This window comes from Streptomyces spororaveus (assembly GCF_016755875.1).
In the GTDB taxonomy this organism is placed as follows: Bacteria; Actinomycetota; Actinomycetes; order Streptomycetales; family Streptomycetaceae; genus Streptomyces; species Streptomyces spororaveus.
The window spans coordinates 6,477,501-6,493,182 of record NZ_BNED01000005.1; the positions used below are offsets into that span (position 1 = coordinate 6,477,501).

The 15,682-nt window shown below is 71.5% G+C and carries 12 protein-coding genes, 2 rRNA genes and 2 pseudogenes (1 of these 16 running past the window's edge); 14 read left to right on the forward strand and 2 right to left on the reverse strand.

Translation table 11 applies throughout. The annotated features are described in order from the left end of the window. From Sspor_RS31785 to Sspor_RS31800, 5 genes and pseudogenes are all read left to right on the forward strand, one after another. A 23S ribosomal RNA gene (locus Sspor_RS31785) occupies positions 1 to 1,596 on the forward strand; it begins 1,527 nt to the left of the window's first position. A 106-nt stretch (positions 1,597 to 1,702) separates the two neighbouring features. After that, positions 1,703 to 1,819 (forward strand): 5S ribosomal RNA (gene rrf / locus Sspor_RS31790). Positions 1,820 to 2,002: 183 nt separating this feature from the next. Further along, positions 2,003 to 3,052, forward strand: a pseudogene (locus Sspor_RS31795) (hypothetical protein); the annotation flags it as partial. 102 nt (positions 3,053 to 3,154) lie between these two features. Continuing rightward, positions 3,155 to 3,373 (forward strand): annotated as a pseudogene (locus tag Sspor_RS41745) (hypothetical protein); the annotation flags it as partial. A 117-nt stretch (positions 3,374 to 3,490) separates the two neighbouring features. Continuing rightward, positions 3,491 to 4,333, forward strand: a complete 843-nt coding sequence (locus Sspor_RS31800; protein WP_202202168.1) for a tetratricopeptide repeat protein — start codon at positions 3,491 to 3,493, stop codon at positions 4,331 to 4,333. Positions 4,334 to 4,414: 81 nt separating this feature from the next. On the opposite strand, the gene Sspor_RS31805 is transcribed toward Sspor_RS31800, so the two are convergent. After that, positions 4,415 to 5,686: a DUF1015 family protein gene (locus Sspor_RS31805; protein WP_202202169.1), complete on the reverse strand. Its 1,272-nt coding sequence runs from the start codon at positions 5,684 to 5,686 to the stop codon at positions 4,415 to 4,417. 88 nt (positions 5,687 to 5,774) lie between these two features. On the opposite strand from Sspor_RS31805, the gene Sspor_RS31810 reads away from it, so the two are divergent. From Sspor_RS31810 to Sspor_RS31825, 4 genes are read left to right on the forward strand one after another with little or no spacing between them, the layout of a single operon-like run. Continuing rightward, positions 5,775 to 6,845 (forward strand): HAD-IIA family hydrolase, encoded by a 1,071-nt coding sequence (locus Sspor_RS31810; RefSeq protein ID WP_202202170.1) that lies wholly within the window; start codon positions 5,775 to 5,777, stop codon positions 6,843 to 6,845. A 48-nt stretch (positions 6,846 to 6,893) separates the two neighbouring features. Beyond that, a complete protein-coding gene (locus Sspor_RS31815) occupies positions 6,894 to 7,961 on the forward strand; it encodes a FecCD family ABC transporter permease (protein WP_202202171.1) in 1,068 nt (355 codons plus the stop codon). Next, positions 7,958 to 9,097, forward strand: coding sequence for a FecCD family ABC transporter permease (locus Sspor_RS31820; RefSeq protein ID WP_202202172.1), 1,140 nt, complete (start codon positions 7,958 to 7,960; stop codon positions 9,095 to 9,097). Before Sspor_RS31815 ends, Sspor_RS31820 begins: the two co-directional genes overlap by 4 nt. Positions 9,098 to 9,117: 20 nt before the next feature. Beyond that, the gene (locus tag Sspor_RS31825) at positions 9,118 to 9,924 is read left to right on the forward strand and encodes an ABC transporter ATP-binding protein (protein WP_202202173.1); all 807 of its coding nucleotides are present in this window, start codon (positions 9,118 to 9,120) and stop codon (positions 9,922 to 9,924) included. A gap of 103 nt (positions 9,925 to 10,027) precedes the next feature. On the opposite strand, the gene Sspor_RS31830 is transcribed toward Sspor_RS31825, so the two are convergent. Continuing rightward, positions 10,028 to 10,375, reverse strand: coding sequence for an SCP2 sterol-binding domain-containing protein (locus Sspor_RS31830; protein ID WP_202202174.1), 348 nt, complete (start codon positions 10,373 to 10,375; stop codon positions 10,028 to 10,030). Positions 10,376 to 10,439: 64 nt separating this feature from the next. Here Sspor_RS31830 and Sspor_RS31835 point away from each other — a divergent pair, with 64 nt between their 5' ends. The 5 genes from Sspor_RS31835 to Sspor_RS31855 all read left to right on the forward strand — a co-directional run bounded on the left by Sspor_RS31835 (position 10,440) and on the right by Sspor_RS31855 (position 15,676). Then, a complete protein-coding gene (locus tag Sspor_RS31835; RefSeq protein WP_202202175.1) occupies positions 10,440 to 10,709 on the forward strand; it encodes a hypothetical protein in 270 nt (89 codons plus the stop codon). A 7-nt stretch (positions 10,710 to 10,716) separates the two neighbouring features. Next, positions 10,717 to 11,532, forward strand: coding sequence for a TlyA family RNA methyltransferase (locus Sspor_RS31840; RefSeq protein ID WP_202202176.1), 816 nt, complete (start codon positions 10,717 to 10,719; stop codon positions 11,530 to 11,532). Then, complete coding sequence (locus Sspor_RS31845; protein ID WP_237404119.1) at positions 11,529 to 12,470, forward strand: NAD kinase; 942 nt, start codon at positions 11,529 to 11,531, stop codon at positions 12,468 to 12,470. Before Sspor_RS31840 ends, Sspor_RS31845 begins: the two co-directional genes overlap by 4 nt. 107 nt (positions 12,471 to 12,577) lie before the next feature. After that, complete coding sequence (gene recN / locus Sspor_RS31850) at positions 12,578 to 14,302, forward strand: DNA repair protein RecN (RefSeq protein ID WP_202203997.1); 1,725 nt, start codon at positions 12,578 to 12,580, stop codon at positions 14,300 to 14,302. A gap of 252 nt (positions 14,303 to 14,554) precedes the next feature. Continuing rightward, positions 14,555 to 15,676: a glycosyltransferase family 4 protein gene (locus Sspor_RS31855; protein WP_202202177.1), complete on the forward strand. Its 1,122-nt coding sequence runs from the start codon at positions 14,555 to 14,557 to the stop codon at positions 15,674 to 15,676. Positions 15,677 to 15,682 lie beyond the last annotated feature (6 nt).

Consider the following 15,682-nt stretch of genomic DNA (forward strand, 5'->3'; position numbering starts at 1 on the left):
GAAACGCCCAATATCGAATCAGGCGATGCTAAGTCCGTGAAGCCGTTCCGGACCCTTCGGGGAAAGGAAAGTGGTGGAGCCGACGAACCAGACTTGTAGTAGGTAAGCGATGGGGTGACGCAGGAAGGTAGTCCAGCCCGGGCGGTGGTAGTCCCGGGGTAAGGGTGTAGGCCGAGGGGTAGGCAAATCCGTCCCTCATTAAGGCTGAGACCTGATGCCGAGCCGATTGTGGTGAAGTGGATGATCCTATGCTGTCGAGAAAAGCCTCTAGCGAGTTTCATGGCGGCCCGTACCCTAAACCGACTCAGGTGGTCAGGTAGAGAATACCGAGGCGTTCGGGTGAACTATGGTTAAGGAACTCGGCAAAATGCCCCCGTAACTTCGGGAGAAGGGGGGCCATCACTGGTGATCGGACTTGCTCCGTGAGCTGGGGGTGGCCGCAGAGACCAGCGAGAAGCGACTGTTTACTAAAAACACAGGTCCGTGCGAAGCCGTAAGGCGATGTATACGGACTGACGCCTGCCCGGTGCTGGAACGTTAAGGGGACCGGTTAGTGACCTTTCGGGGTTGCGAAGCTGAGAACTTAAGCGCCAGTAAACGGCGGTGGTAACTATAACCATCCTAAGGTAGCGAAATTCCTTGTCGGGTAAGTTCCGACCTGCACGAATGGCGTAACGACTTCTCGACTGTCTCAACCATAGGCCCGGTGAAATTGCACTACGAGTAAAGATGCTCGTTTCGCGCAGCAGGACGGAAAGACCCCGGGACCTTTACTACAGTTTGATATTGGTGTTCGGTTCGGCTTGTGTAGGATAGGTGGGAGACTTTGAAGCAGCCACGCCAGTGGTTGTGGAGTCGCCGTTGAAATACCACTCTGGTCGTGCTGGATGTCTAACCTCGGTCCGTGATCCGGATCAGGGACAGTGTCTGATGGGTAGTTTAACTGGGGCGGTTGCCTCCCAAAGGGTAACGGAGGCGCCCAAAGGTTCCCTCAGCCTGGTTGGCAATCAGGTGTTGAGTGTAAGTGCACAAGGGAGCTTGACTGTGAGACCGACGGGTCGAGCAGGGACGAAAGTCGGGACTAGTGATCCGGCGGTGGCTTGTGGAAGCGCCGTCGCTCAACGGATAAAAGGTACCCCGGGGATAACAGGCTGATCTTCCCCAAGAGTCCATATCGACGGGATGGTTTGGCACCTCGATGTCGGCTCGTCGCATCCTGGGGCTGGAGTCGGTCCCAAGGGTTGGGCTGTTCGCCCATTAAAGCGGTACGCGAGCTGGGTTTAGAACGTCGTGAGACAGTTCGGTCCCTATCCGCTGTGCGCGTAGGAATATTGAGAAGGGCTGTCCCTAGTACGAGAGGACCGGGACGGACGAACCTCTGGTGTGCCAGTTGTCCTGCCAAGGGCATGGCTGGTTGGCTACGTTCGGGAGGGATAACCGCTGAAAGCATCTAAGCGGGAAGCCTGCTTCAAGATGAGTATTCCCACCTCCTTGAGAGGGTAAGGCTCCCAGTAGACGACTGGGTTGATAGGCCAGATGTGGAAGCCCGGTAACGGGTGAAGCTGACTGGTACTAATAGGCCGAGGGCTTGTCCTCAGTTGCTCGCGTCCACTGTGTTAGTTCTGAAGCAACGAACAGTTGCTGGTTTCTAGAGCTAGAACATAACTACAAAGTGTGCTTGTTCGCTCGAAACCGATAGGGTTTCGGTGGTCATAGCGTTAGGGAAACGCCCGGTTACATTCCGAACCCGGAAGCTAAGCCTTTCAGCGCCGATGGTACTGCAGGGGGGACCCTGTGGGAGAGTAGGACGCCGCCGAACAATCTTTCAAAGGACCCTTGGTCCAGCGTTCAACGCTGGACCAAGGGTCCTTTTTGTTTTTCACCTCTTTACGCCGAAGCGCGGCCATGGGTTGGTTGCGCGAGAATGACTAGCGGTACCCCGAAGACAGGAGTCACACCCATGTCCAACTCTCCCGACGATCGTCCGGAGCGCGAGCCTCGTCGCAACGACGGCGGTGACAGGGGCGGCTACCGCGGGGGCCGTGACGACCGTGGCGGCGACCGTCCCCCCTTCCGCCGTGACGACCGCGGTGCCAGCGGCCGGCCGTCCAGTGGCGGTGGCGGCTTCCGTCGCGATGACCGTGGTGGCCGTCCTTCCGGTGGCGGCGGCGGTGGCGGCGGTTTCCGCCGTGACGACCGCGGTGGCGACCGTCCGTCCTACCCGCGCCGTGACGACGACCGTGGTGGCCGTCCCTCCGGCGGCGGTAGCGGTGGCGGCGGTTTCCGCCGTGACGACCGCGGTGGCGACCGTCCGAGCTTCCCGCGTCGCGATGACCGTGGTGGCGACCGTCCCTCGTACCCCCGCCGTGACGATGACCGTGGTGGTTTCCGCGGTGGCCGTGACGACCGTGGTGGGGACCGTCCGTCCTACCCGCGCCGCGACGACCGCGGTGGCGACCGCCCCTCGTACCCGCGTCGCGACGACGACCGTGGTGGCCGTCCCTCCGGCGGCGGTAGCGGTGGCGGCGGCTTCCGCCGTGACGACCGCGGTGGCGACCGCCCGTCCTACCCGCGTCGCGATGACCGTGGTGGCGACCGTCCCTCGTACCCGCGTCGCGATGACGACCGTGGTGGTTTCCGCGGTGGCCGTGACGACCGTGGTGGGGACCGTCCGTCCTACCCGCGCCGCGACGACCGCGGTGGCGACCGCCCCTCGTACCCGCGTCGCGACGACGACCGTGGTGGCCGTCCCTCCGGCGGCGGTAGCGGTGGCGGCGGCTTCCGCCGTGACGACCGTGGCGGTGACCGTCCGAGCTTCCCGCGTCGCGATGACCGTGGTGGCGACCGTCCCTCGTACCCGCGTCGCGACGATGACCGTGGTGGTTTCCGCGGTGGCCGTGACGACCGTGGTGGGGACCGTCCCTCCTACCCGCGCCGCGACGACCGCGGTGGCGACCGCCCCTCGTACCCGCGTCGCGACGACGACCGTGGTGGTTTCCGCGGTGGCCGTGACGACCGTGGTGGGGACCGTCCGTCCTACCCGCGCCGTGACGACCGCGGTGGCGACCGCCCGTCCTACCCGCGTCGCGACGACGACCGCGGTGGGCGTCCCTCGTACCCGCGTCGCGACGATGACCGTGGTGGGTTCCGCGGTGGCCGTGACGACCGTGGTGGGGACCGTCCGTCCTACCCGCGCCGTGACGACCGCGGTGGCGACCGTCCCTCGTACCCCCGCCGTGACGACGACCGCGGTGGCTACCGTGGCGGCCGTGACGACCGTGGTGGCGACCGTCCGTCCTACCCCCGTCGTGACGACCGCGGTGGCGACCGTGGCGGGTTCCGTGGTGGCCGTGACGATCGCGGTGGTGACCGTGGTGGCTACCGTGGTCGCGATGACCGTGGCGGCGACCGCGACTTCCGCTCCGACCGGGACCCGGTCAAGCGCCTTCCGATCGACGAGGACGTCACCGGCCTCGAGATCGACGCCGACGTGCGCCAGGAGCTGCTGAGCCTGCCCAAGGGTCTGGCCGAAGAGGTTTCCAAGAACCTGGTCATGGTCGCGCGCCTGATCGACGAGGAGCCCGAGCAGGCGTACGCGTACTCGCGCATCGCCCTGCGGCTGGCCTCCCGCGTCGCCGCCGTCCGCGAGGCCGCCGGCTTCGCCGCGTACGCCACGCAGAAGTACAGCGAGGCCCTCGCCGAGTTCCGCGCCGCCAAGCGCATGACCGGCTCCGTCGAGCTGTGGCCCGTCATGGCCGACTGCGAGCGCGGCCTCGGCCGTCCCGAGCGGGCGCTGGCCATGGCCGGCGAGCCCGAGGTGCAGAAGCTGGACAAGGCCGGCCAGGTCGAGATGCGTCTGGTCGCGGCCGGTGCCCGGCGGGACCAGGGGCAGCTCGAAGCGGCCATCGTGACCCTGCAGAGCCCGGAGCTGGCCTCCAGCTCCGTCCAGCCCTGGACTGCGCGCCTGCGGTACGCCTACGCCGACGCGCTGCTGGCGGCCGGTCGTGAGGACGAGGCGCGCGAGTGGTTCGGCAAGACCCTCGAAGCGGACAAGGACGGGGCCACCGACGCCTCCGACCGTCTCGCCGAGCTCGACGGTGTCGAGTTCGTCGACGCCTCGATCGACCTGTCCGACCTCGCCGAGGACCAGGACCAGGACGACGACCGGAACGACGACGAGGACGACGAGGACGACGAGGACGCTGCGGAGATCGCCGCGGCCGAGCGTGCCTCCGACGTCGCCGAGTACTACGACGAGGACGACGAGGAGTACGAGCCGCTGGAGCAGTCCGCGGCCGGCGCCGACGCCGACGTCGAGGACGACAAGGCCTGAGTCACGGTGACATGAGGAAGGGCGGTACCCCGGTCGGGGTACCGCCCTTCGTCATGTCCGGGGTCCGGCGTCCGGAGGCGCTCAGCCCAGGCCGCGCAGGACCAGGCCGGTGGCTGGTTTCGGTCCGAAGGACGTGGACTTGCGGGGCATGGTGACGCCCTGGCGGGCCAGATCCCGTACGACCTCCTCGCGTACGGGGTGGAGCAGGACAGCCGTGCCGCCGTGCCGCTCGGCCATGGCCACGGTGGAAGCGGCGTCGTGGATGTACGTGATCTGGTCCGGGGCGTCGGGGATGTTCCAGAGGGCGTCGAGCAGGGTCGCGTGCAGAACGGTGGCGTCCAGCCGGCGCCAGGCTTCGGGACGGTCGTGCCGGACCGTGGTGTCGAGGAGCGCCGGGTCGGGGTCGGTGACCAGGTGGAAGGTGCCGTCGCCGGCGATCAGGAAGGCGTTGCCGCGTTCCGCGGCGTCCGCGAGCGCGTCCAGGGCCAGCGGGAGCGGTCCGTCGACCGGGTGGACGCGGAAGTGCCCGTCGACCGCGGCGAGGGCGTCCGCCACCGGGAGGCGGCGCAGCATCCGGTGGATGGCGCGGACCTGGAGCGGGTAGCGGGCGGTGTCCACGAGGAGGACCAGGCCGAAGTCCCAGGGGGTGGGGGAGTCGTGCTCCTCCTGGAGGCGCAGGTACGTCGCCCAGCGGTGGTGGCCGTCGGCGATGAGGGCCTGGCGGTGGCTGAGATCCGCCGTCACGGTGGCGAGTTCGTCCGGATCCGTGATGGCCCACAGGCGGTGCCGGAAGCCGTCCTCGGTGGTGGTCGACAGGAGGGGGGCGAGCTGGGCCGTCCGTTCGACGACCGCGGCCGCGCCCGTGTCGGGGTCGTCGCCCCGGTAGGTCAGGAGGAGCGGTTCGAGGTTGGCGGAGGTGGCCCGCATCAGGCCGGCCCGGTCGGTGACCACGTCCGGCATGACGTCCTCATGGGGCAGGACGATGCCGGCGTCGGCGGTGGACAGGGCGAGTGCGCCGATGACGCCGCGCTGGAGCATGCCGAGCCGGCGCTGTTCGTACACGTAGAGCGCCGGTTCGGGGTCGGAGCTGAGGACGCCTTTGGCGAGCCATTCGTGCAGGGTGCGCGCGGCCTGCTCGTTGCGCGCCGCCGGGGTGTCCGCCTGCGGGAGGATCAGGCGGACGATGTTGTGCGGGTCCGCGGATTCGAGGTGGTCGACTCCGTCGGGGCGCACGACCACGTCGTACGGCGGCGAGGTGACGGCGGCGAGGCTGCCGACACGCTCGGGGACGTAGCGCAGGCCATGGAACGGGGTCAGGCTCAGCCCTTGTCCCGCGGTGCCAGAAGTGGTCATTGGTGCATCGTAAGACGCGTCTCGCCATACGGGATGATCGGGGGAGTACAGAATTCGGACAAGATCGATCTCATGAGGAGCGGACAGGATGACCCGGCAGAGCAGGACCAGTCCCGCGGCGAGTGAGCAGAGTCTGCACCAGGCGTACGACACCGCTCTGCTGGATCTGGACGGTGTGGTGTACGCCGGTGGCGAGGCCATCGCGCACGCAGTGCAGTCCCTCGCCACGGCCCGGGCGGACGGGATGCACCTGGCGTACGTCACGAACAACGCGCTGCGGACGCCGGACGCGGTCGCGGAGCACCTGGGTGAGCTGGGCATCCCGACGGAGCCGGCCGAGGTGATCACCTCGGCGCAGGCGGTGGCCCGGCTGATCGCGGAGCAGGTGGAGCCGGGGTCGAAGGTGCTGGTGATCGGCGGGGAGGGGCTGCGGGTCGCGCTGCGCGAGCGTGGCCTGGTGCCGGTGGACTCGGCCGAGGAGGAGGGGCTCGCGGCGGTCGTCCAGGGGTACGGGGGTCCCGATCTGCCGTGGGGGCGGTTCGCGGAGGCCTCGTACGCGATCAACCGCGGGGTGCCGTGGTTCGCGTCGAACACCGACCTGACGATTCCGGGCGCGCGGGGGATCGCACCGGGCAACGGGGCCGCGGTGGAGGTCGTACGGATCGCCACGGGCGCGGAGCCGCAGGTGGCGGGCAAGCCGCTGCCCCCGATGCACCGCGAGACGGTGCTGCGTACCGGGGCCCGGCGGCCGCTGGTGGTCGGGGACCGGCTGGACACCGACATCGAGGGCGCCTTCAACGGGGAGGTGGACTCGCTGCTGGTGCTGACCGGGGTCACGGACGCGGAGCAGCTGTTGCGGGCCGAGCCCAGGCACCGCCCCACCTATGTGGACCGGGATCTTCGGGGGCTGCTGGCCGGGCAGCCGGAGGTGGAGCCGTACGCGGAGGGTTTCCGCTGCGGTGGTTGGACGGCGGTCGCGACGAACGGCGGTGCGCTGGAGTTGCGCGAGGCCGACGAGCACGGCGAGGGCGGAGGGGCCGGAGAGAGCGGGGATCCGCTCGACGGGCTGCGGGCGCTGTGCGCGGCGGCCTGGACGGCCGCCGGGGACGGGGTCTGCACGCTCGACGCGGCGAAGGCGCTGGCCAGGCTGGGTCTTTAGGGCCGTCCGGGAACCGGTCGGCGCACAAGATAGGTTAGCCTAACCTGTGTGTTGGTCGAGAGTCCCCCTGAACCCGAACGGAGCGCGGTGCCCCGAGAGGGCGCCGTCGCCGCCGTAGCCCGCCCGCGCCATGCCGCGCGCGCCGCCGGTCTGCTCGCCGCTCTCGCGGTGCTGGCCCTGGTCGCCGTCACGAGCATCGCCGTGGGCGCCAGGCAGATGTCCCTGGACGAGGTCTGGCACGGCCTGTTCGCCTACGCGGGTACGCCCTCCGACGTGGTCGTGCGGGACCTGCGGATCCCCCGCACCCTGCTCGGGCTGATGGTCGGTCTCGGACTCGGCCTGTCCGGTGCGGTGATGCAGGCGCTGACCCGCAACCCGCTGGCCGAGCCCGGCATCCTCGGCGTCAACGCGGGCGCCGCGGCCGCCGTGGTCTCCGCGATCAGCTTCCTCGGTGCGAGTTCGCTGAGCGAGTTCGTGTGGTGGGCCTTCCTCGGCGCCGCCTTCGTCTCGGTCCTCGTGTACGTGCTCGGCGGCAGCCGCAGCGCGACCCCGGTGCGCCTCGCGCTCGCCGGTACGGCGGCCAGCGCGGCGCTCGTCGGCTACATCAACGCGGTGCAGCTGATGGACAGCAAGGCGCTGGACAAGCTGCGCTTCTGGACGGTGGGTTCGCTGGCCTCGGCGAACATGGACACGGTCCGGCAGGTGGCCCCCTTCCTGCTCGCCGGCGCGGTGCTCGCGCTGCTGCTGGGCCGGCCGCTGAACGCGATGGCGATGGGCGACGACACGGCGCGGGCACTCGGCGCGCACCTGACGCGGACCCGGATCGGCGCCATGGTCGCGATCACACTGCTGTGCGGTGCGGCGACCGCCGCGTGCGGGCCCATCGTGTTCATCGGGCTGATGGTCCCGCACCTCGTCCGCGCGTTCACCGGTCCCGACATGCGCTGGGTGCTCGCGTACTCGGCCGTCCTGTCGCCGGTACTGCTGCTCGGCTCTGACATCGTCGGCCGAGTCGTCACCCGGCCCGCCGAACTTCAGGTCGGCGTCGTGACCGCGCTCATCGGCGGCCCGGTCTTCATCTACCTGGTTCGGCGCAAGAGGATGGCCCAGCTGTGACCGCGACCACGAGCACGACCGGGACGTCGGCCGCGGACCCGGCCGCGGACGCCACCACGGAGGCCACCACGGCCGCGGCCGGCACCCCCCGCACGGCCCGGTCCGGACCTCGCCCGCTGCGCCTGCCCGGCGGGGTCTCGCTGCGCGTCGAGCGGCGCGCCCTGACCGTCGGGGTCCTGCTGACCGCCGCGGCGCTCGCCATGTCCGTCGTGCTCATCGGCACCGGCGACTTCGAGATAGCGCCGTGGGACGTCGTACAGACCCTGCTGGGCAACGGCACCCCCGCCACCGACTTCATCGTCAACGACCTGCGGCTGCCACGGGCCCTGGTCGCGCTGCTCGTCGGCGCGGCTCTCGGGATCTCCGGAGCCGTCTTCCAGTCCGTCTCCCGCAACCCGCTCGGCTCCCCGGACCTGCTCGGCTTCGGATACGGCTCGGCGGTCGGCGCGCTCGTCGTCATCGTCCTGTTCAAGGGCGGCGCCACCGAGGTCGCGGTCGGCGCGCTGGCCGGCGGTCTGCTGGCCGGCGTCGCCGTGTACCTGCTCGCCTACAAGCAGGGCATCCAGGGCTACCGGCTGGTGCTGGTCGGCATCGGCGCCTCCGCGATGCTCATCGCCGTGATCCAGTACCTGCTCACCAAGGCCCAGCTGATCGAGGCCACCCGTGCCATGGTCTGGCTGACCGGCTCGCTGGCCGGCCGGGACTGGGCGCAGGTGTGGCCGCTGCTCGCCGTGTGCGCGGTGGTCTTCCCGCTGATCCTCGGTCAGGGCCGGGCCCTGCGGATGATGGAGATGGGCGACGACGCCGCGTACGCGGTCGGGGTGCGGGTGGAGCGGACGAGGATGCTGCTGATGCTGGCGGCGGTCGTGCTCACCACCGCGGCGAGCGCCGCGGCCGGGCCCATCAGTTTCGTCGCGCTGGCCGCGCCGCAGCTGGCCCGGCGGCTGACCCGCTCGCCCGGCGGGAACCTGGTGAACGCCGCCCTGATGGGCTCGGTGCTGCTGATGGTGTCGGACTGGGCCTCGCAGCGGGCCTTCGGCGCCGACCAGTTGCCGGTGGGTGTGGTGACCGGTCTCGTCGGCGGTGTCTACCTGCTCTGGCTGCTCGTCACCGAGCGCAAGGCGGGACGTATATGAACCTGATGAGGAGTACGCAAGTGCAGCGGCTGACCGCGGAGAACGTGACCCTCGGCTACGACCAGCGGGTCATCGCCGAGAACCTGTCGGTGGAGATCCCCGACAACTCCTTCACGGTGATCGTCGGTCCCAACGCCTGCGGCAAGTCCACGCTGCTGCGGGCCCTGTCGCGGATGCTGAAGCCGTCCACCGGGCGGGTGCTGCTGGACGGGCAGGCCATCGGGTCGATGCCCGCGAAGAAGGTCGCCAAGACCCTGGGCCTGCTCCCGCAGTCCTCGATCGCGCCCGACGGCATCACGGTGGCCGACCTGGTCTCGCGCGGCCGGTACCCGCACCAGGGGCTGCTGCGGCAGTGGTCGGCGGAGGACGAGCGGGTGGTGAACGAGTCGATGGCCTCGACCGGGGTCGCCGAGCTCGCCGACCGGGCCGTGGACGAGCTGTCGGGCGGGCAGCGGCAGCGCGTGTGGATCGCGATGGCGCTGGCGCAGCAGACGCCGCTGCTGCTGCTCGACGAGCCGACGACGTACCTGGACATCCAGCACCAGATCGACGTGCTGGACCTGTGCGCGGAACTGCACGAGACGCAGGGGCGGACGCTGGTGGCGGTGCTGCACGATCTGAACCACGCGGCCCGCTACGCCACGCATCTGATCGCGATGCGGGGCGGGAAGGTCGTCGCGGAGGGGCCGCCGTCGGAGGTGGTCACCGCGGAGCTCGTGGAGAAGGTGTTCGGGCTGCGCTGCCAGGTGATCGCGGATCCGGAGACGGGGACGCCGCTGGTGGTTCCGGCGGCGCGCAAGGCCCGTGCGGTGGTCCGGGCGGAGTAGCCTCCGGCTGGGCGGGCGGTTCTCGGGTGCCGGGTGCGGCGCCGTCGCCGGGGGCGCTGCCCCCGGACCCCCGCGCCTCAGACGCCGGCGGGGCTGGACATGGCTAGAGCATCGATTTGAGGCGGAGCAGGTCGCGGAAGCCGGCCTCCAGTCTGACCCGGCCGGAGGCCCAGGCCTTCGCGAACTTCAGCTCGCCCGCGACCAGGGACACGAGGTCGTCGCCGGTCATCGCGAGCCGGATCTCGGCCTTCGCCGCGGGCGGGCCCGGCGCGACGGCGTCCACACGGATCCGGCCCGCGTCGAGGCGGCCCGTGAACGTCTGGTCGAGGTCGGTGATGTGGCAGCTCAGGGAGCGGTCGAAGGCGGCCGCGCCGCGTACTCCGCCGTCGGCCCGGGCGAGATTGCCGGAGAGGTTGTCGAGTGCTTCGCGGCACTCCTGGATCGTAGCCATCGTGATCACGACCGTACCGCAGAGCCATGCGTGGTCGCGGGGCGCTACGAGGTAGCGTCGGGGCATGACCGACGAAGCCGCCGACCCCCGGGCCGAAGCCTCCGCCGAGCCCGCCCGGTCCGCCGAGCCCGCCGGGCCCGTGGCGCTGGGCGTCGTACGCACGCCCACCGGCCACGCCGGGGTGGACGCGCACCTGGCGCGGCTGGCGGACGCCGACCACCTCGCGGCGGACGGACACGTCGAGGTGTACGAGGATGTCCACCGGGGGCTGCGCGAGGCGCTGACCGCGCTGGACGCACCGCCCGTTCCCGGACCGTACGAAAACAGGAGCTGAACCGAACGTGGCAGGAGTGGCACGCCGCCGCCTGGACGCCGAACTGGTACGCCGCAGCATGGCCCGCTCGCGCGAGCATGCCGCCCAGCTGATCGCCGCGGGCCGGGTGACCGTGGGCGGCACCACCGCGACCAAGCCGGCCACCCAGGTCGAGACCAGCGCGGCCCTGGTGGTCCGCGCGGACGACAGCGATCCCGACTACGTCTCCCGGGGCGGCCACAAGCTGGCCGGCGCGCTGGCGGCCTTCCAGCCGCAGGGACTGGCCGTCGAGGGCCGCCGCGCGCTGGACGCCGGCGCCTCCACCGGCGGGTTCACCGACGTGCTGCTGCGCTCGGGCGTGGCCCACGTGATGGCCGTGGACGTCGGCTACGGGCAGCTGGCCTGGTCGCTGCAGAGCGACGACCGCGTCACGGTCAAGGACCGTACGAACGTACGCGAGCTGACGGTGGAGCAGCTCGACGGGGTTCCGGTCGACCTGGTCGTCGGTGACCTGTCGTTCATCTCGATCGGTCTGGTGCTGCCGGCGCTGGTGCGCTGCTGCGCGCCGGACGCGGACCTGGTCCTGATGGTCAAGCCGCAGTTCGAGGTCGGCAAGGACCGGCTGGGCAGCGGCGGTGTGGTGCGCAGCCCGGAGCTCCGGGCCGAGGCCGTGCGCGAGGTCGCGGCGCAGGCGGGGAAGCTGGGGCTGGGTGTTCTCGGGGTGACGGCGAGTCCGCTGCCGGGGCCGTCGGGGAACGTCGAGTACTTTCTGTGGCTGCGGGCGGGGGCACCGGCACTCGACCCGGCGGATGTTGACCGTGCAGTGGCGGAGGGGCCGCAGTGACAGATTCATCGGGTACAGCGGGATCGGGTTCAGGTATTGCGGGGGAAGGGCGGACGGTCTTCCTGCTCGCGCACACCGGGCGGCCGGCGGCCATCCGCAGCGCCGAGCTGGTCGTACAGGGTCTGCTGAGGTGCGGGCTGGGCGTGCGCGTCATGGAGCACGAGGCGGTGGACCTGCCGCTGCCGCCCGAGGTGGAGCTGGTCACCGAGTCCACCCCGGGGGTCCTCGACGGCTGTGAGCTGCTCATCGTCCTCGGCGGGGACGGGACCCTGCTGCGGGGCGCGGAGTTCGCGCGCGCCTCGGGGGTGCCGATGCTGGGCGTGAACCTGGGCCGGGTGGGCTTCCTCGCCGAGGCCGAGCGCGACGACCTGGACAAGGTCGTGGACCGGGTGGTGACGCGCTCGTACGAGGTCGAGGAGCGGATGACGCTCGACGTGATCGTGCGGACGAACGGCGATGTGGTCCACCGGGACTGGGCGCTGAACGAGGCCGCGGTCCAGAAGGTGTCCCCGGAGCGGATGCTGGAGGTGGTCCTGGAGATCGACGGGCGTCCGGTGACCGGCTTCGGCTGCGACGGGATCGTCTGCGCGACTCCGACGGGTTCCACGGCCTACGCCTTCTCCGCGGGCGGGCCGGTGGTCTGGCCGGAGGTGGAGGCGCTGCTGATGGTGCCGATCAGCGCGCACGCGCTGTTCGCGAAGCCGCTGGTGACCTCGCCGACCTCGGTGCTGGCGGTGGAGGTGCAGAACGGCACTCCGCACGGCGTGCTGTGGTGTGACGGGCGGCGCACGATCGAGCTGCCCGCCGGGGCACGGGTCGAAGTGCGGCGGGGTGCGGTGCCGGTGCGGCTCGCCCGGTTGCACCACGCGTCCTTCACGGACCGGCTCGTCGCCAAGTTCGCGCTGCCGGTGTCGGGTTGGCGCGGGGCGCCGCACTGAGACGCAGCTCACACGACTGTAATAGCACATCCGTTCGAACAACTTCGAGCGGGTGACGTCACATGGCACCCATGAAACCTCGGTATCGTCGTCCCGTGCTTGAGGAGATGCGGATACGGTCGCTCGGGGTCATCGACGACGCGGTGGTCGAGCTGTCGCCCGGATTCACCGCGGTGACCGGCGAGACCGGCGCGGGCAAGACGATGGTCGTCACCAGCCTCGGGCTGCTGCTCGGCGGTCGCGCCGACCCGGCCCTGGTGCGGATCGGGGCCAAGGCCGCGGTCGTCGAGGGCCGCATCGTCATGCGCCCCGGCGCCCCCGCCGCCGTACGCGCCGAGGAGGCCGGGGCCGAGCTGGACGACGGCGCCCTGCTGATCAGCCGGACCGTGTCCGCCGAGGGCCGCTCGCGCGCCCACGTCGGCGGCCGCTCCGTGCCCGTCGGCCTGCTCGGCGAGCTCGCCGAAGACCTGGTCGCCGTGCACGGGCAGACGGACCAGCAGGGGCTGCTGCGCCCGGCCCGGCAGCGGCAGGCGCTCGACCGGTACGCCGGGGACGCCGTCGCCGTCCCGCTGGAGAAGTACGGCTCGGCCTACCGCAGGCTCCGCGCGGTCGCCGTCGAGCTGGAGGAGATCACCACCCGGGCCCGCGAGCGGGCCCAGGAGGCGGACCTCCTGCGCTTCGGGCTGGACGAGATCGCGGCCGTGGAACCGGTGGCCGGCGAGGACACCGAACTCGCGGCCGAGGCGGAGCGGCTCGGGCACGCGGAATCGCTGGCCTCGGCGGCGCAGCTGGCGCACGCCGCGCTCGCGGGCAACCCCGAGGACCCGGAGGCCATCGACGCGAACATGCTCGTCGCGGGCGCCCACCGGGCGCTGGAATCCGTACGCTCCCACGACCCGGCCCTCGGCGGCCTCGCCGAGCGGATCGGGGAGCTGGGCATCCTGCTGTCCGACGTGGCCGGGGAACTGGCCGGCTACGCCGACGACCTGGACGCCGATCCGCTGCGGCTGGCCGCGCTGGAGGAACGGCGGGCCGCCCTGACGCAGCTCACCCGCAAGTACGGCACCGAGGGCACCGTGGACGCCGTGCTGGCGTGGGCCGAACAGGGCGCCGCGCGGCTGCTGGAACTGGACGGCGACGACGAGCGGATCACCGAGCTGACCGCCGAACGTGACGGACTGCGCGATGAACTGTCCCTGCTGGCGCAGGCGTTGACCGACGCCCGGGTGGAGGCCGCGACCCGCTTCGCCTCCGCGGTGACGCAGGAGCTGGCCTCCCTGGCGATGCCGCACGCCCGCGTGACCATCGACGTCCGGCAGGCCGACGACCCCGACGGTGTGGACGTGGACGGCCGCCCGGTCGCCTACGGCCCTTCGGGCGCGGACGAGGTCGAGCTGCTGCTCGCCCCGCACCCGGGCGCCCAGCCGCGGCCGATCGCCAAGGGCGCCTCGGGCGGTGAGCTGTCCCGGGTGATGCTGGCCGTCGAGGTCGTCTTCGCGGGCTCCGACCCGGTGCCCACCTACCTCTTCGACGAGGTCGACGCGGGCGTCGGCGGCAAGGCGGCGGTCGAGGTGGGCCGCCGGCTGGCGAAACTGGCCAAGTCGGCGCAGGTCGTGGTCGTCACGCACCTGCCGCAGGTGGCGGCCTTCGCCGACCGGCAGCTGCTCGTCGAGAAGACCAACGACGGCTCGGTCACCCGAAGCGGCGTCACCGTCCTGGAGGGCGAGGACCGGATCCGCGAGCTGTCGCGCATGCTGGCCGGCCACGAGGACTCGGCCTCGGCGCGGGCGCACGCCGAGGAACTGCTGGCGGCGGCGCGCGCGGACGCGTGAGGTGCCCGGGGCCGCGATGACCCGTGGCCAGGGCACCGCGATGCCACGAGGGCCCGGAACGCACGCTGTTCCGGGCCCTTCGCCGTGCCCTTCGCCGCGCCCGGGCCGACCCGGAGATAGTCCGTGTGGGTGAGGCTGAAGGGCGTCCTGCGGTATCTCGCACGGGATCCGCACCCGTATGGTCCCGGAACGCGCGTGCGGACTGGCATCCTTGGCGACGTCTCTGACTCCCTCACCCTGGAGCTTCGGCCCGTGAGCAGCTCCCCGGTCTCCACCTCCCTCCCGGCCCAGCCCTACGGCCGGCCGCCGCTGCGCACCGTGCAGGTACTCGGCGGCGGCGCGGGCGCGGGCAGCAGCGCGCACGTACGGTCGCTGGCGACCGGCCTCGCCGCGCGCGGGGTACGGGTCACCGTGTGCGCGCCCGTCCAGGCGGAGGGCGAGTACGACTTCACCGGCGCCGGGGCGCAGTTCGCGCCCGACGCGGTCAGCGTGCTGCGGGCCGCCTGCGCCGGAGCGGACCTCGTGCACGCGCACGGCGTGCGCGCCGGGATGCGCGCCGCGCTGGCCATACGCGGGCGCCGGGTGCCGCTGGTGGTGAGCTGGCACGGCGAGGGCCCGGCGGCGGCCGGCGCGCTCGGGCGGCTGAGCCGGCTGCTGGAACGGCACGTCGCCCGGGCGGCGGCCGTGGTCCTCGGGGCCTCCTCGGACCAGGTGGACGTCGCGCGCCTGCGGGGTGCCCGGGACGCCCGGCTGGCCCCGGTGGCGGTACCGGCGGGCCGGGGAGGCCAGGAAGCGGAGACCGACCCCGGCAAGGTGCGGGCCGAACTCGGCGCGGTGGAACGGCCGCTGCTGATCGCCGTCGGCAGCCTGGTGCCGCACCGGGGCTACTCCGTACTGCTCGACGCGGCACGGGAATGGCGCGGCCTGGACCCGGTGCCGCTGCTGGTGATCGCGGGAGAGGGACCGCTGCGGGCGGAGCTCTCCCGGCGGATCGAGGCGGAGGGGCTCCCGGTACGGCTGCTGGGGCGCCGCCGGGACGCGGCGCAGCTGCTGGCGGCGGCGGACCTGGCGGTGCTGCCGAGCCGGTGGGAGGCGCGGGCGCTGCTGGCACAGGAGGCCCTGCGGGTGGGCGTACCGCTGGTGGCCACGGCGGTGGGCGGTGTGCCCGAACTGGTGGGCGAGGGTGCGGTACTGGTCCCGCCGGGGGAGTCCGAGCCGCTCGCCTCGGCCGTGTCCGGCCTGCTGTCCGACCCGGACCGCCGGGCCGCACTGGCGGCCGCGGGGCGCGTCCAGGCCGCGACGTGGCCCTCGGAGGACGACACGGTGGCGCAGGTCCTGTCCGTCTACGACGAACTGATGGAACGCCGCCGGTAGCCTCCC

Bases quoted from the DNA above. Each gene is read 5' to 3' on its own strand.
- Sspor_RS31805 (WP_202202169.1), bottom strand. From the start codon at position 5,686: ATGACCACTTCTGGCACCGCGGGACAAGGGCTGAGCCTGACCCCGTTC.
- Sspor_RS31810 (WP_202202170.1), top strand. From the start codon at position 5,775: ATGACCCGGCAGAGCAGGACCAGTCCCGCGGCGAGTGAGCAGAGTCTG.
- Sspor_RS31835 (WP_202202175.1), top strand. From the start codon at position 10,440: ATGACCGACGAAGCCGCCGACCCCCGGGCCGAAGCCTCCGCCGAGCCC.
- recN (WP_202203997.1), top strand. From the start codon at position 12,578: ATGCGGATACGGTCGCTCGGGGTCATCGACGACGCGGTGGTCGAGCTG.
- Sspor_RS31830 (WP_202202174.1), bottom strand. From the start codon at position 10,375: ATGGCTACGATCCAGGAGTGCCGCGAAGCACTCGACAACCTCTCCGGC.